This window comes from Vibrio sp. 10N.222.55.B11 (assembly GCF_041473705.1).
GTDB classification, from domain to species: Bacteria; Pseudomonadota; Gammaproteobacteria; order Enterobacterales; family Vibrionaceae; genus Vibrio; species Vibrio crassostreae_C.
The window spans coordinates 1-946 of record NZ_JBFRST010000154.1; the positions used below are offsets into that span (position 1 = coordinate 1).

Annotated in this window: 1 protein-coding gene; it reads left to right on the forward strand. The window is 49.2% G+C overall.

Annotation, left to right across the window (positions count from 1 at the left end; all coding sequences use genetic code 11):
- Positions 1–699: 699 nt before the first annotated feature.
- Positions 700–946 (forward strand): conjugal transfer protein TraN (gene traN, locus AB4503_RS25480; protein WP_372115919.1); only part of this gene is annotated, 247 nt, incomplete at its 3' end.

Below are 946 nucleotides of genomic sequence, written 5' to 3' on the forward strand. Positions count from 1 at the left end.
GAGATCCGCAGTCCAAAAGAGTCAAGACTGTCAGACAGTGATATCAATGCACAAAAAGGGACAGAGTTTGTGACCAATGGATTGGCTCAAGACATCAACACCCACTTTAATAAAGGGCGCCCCGATGTTAAAAGCGACCCAGCGATGCGCTTTGCCTTACTCGGCCAAGAGAATGCGTATGAAATCACTCACGGTCTCTCAAATGCCTATGTGGATTGTGATAGCGGCTCCCAGTGCCTTATCGAACACATTCCTAAACAGTGTCATCGTCCAACGAATAACAATGTGCCTTGTACAAAAGTCCCCGTTGCCTCCGTGAGCACCGGTGAGGTGAGCTACCGCTGTCCATCCGGCTGGACACAACAAGGGAGGGATTGCCAACGCCCCCTCCCACAATGCCGATACAATAATGACAATTACGTGAGGCAATCAGGGACTAGAAGAGGTTTTTCGGGATCAGAAACCACGTATTTTTGGGATGGAAAGATAGTCTCTCCCAACCAAGGCTACACGCTTGGCGATTTAAAATATACCATCAACTTAAACTGGCAATGGAGCGCATACTGGCATAAACGCTACGAGATTTGTCGACCCACCACACAAACGAAAAAAGCCACCTTGAGCTGCTCAAACGGATTCTCCTTATCCGGAGGGAACTGCATCAAAAACACCATGACCTGGCGAACACAATGCCGCCTGATGAACTCGTGCAAGGTCACTCGCCAGCAATGTATTGAAGGTCGAGCCACCCGCACCATTAATGGCATTCCCACCACGCTCAATTGTTGGAAATATCGGATAGACCATCATTGTGACCGCCCTAATACCTGCGCAAACCTCCCGAAAGACTGTACGACTCAAACTCAACATTGCAGCCTTAAGCAAAATGGGGTGTGCATCGAGCAAGAGGTCACAAAGCGTTGTGCTGAGAAGACATGCCGAGCCA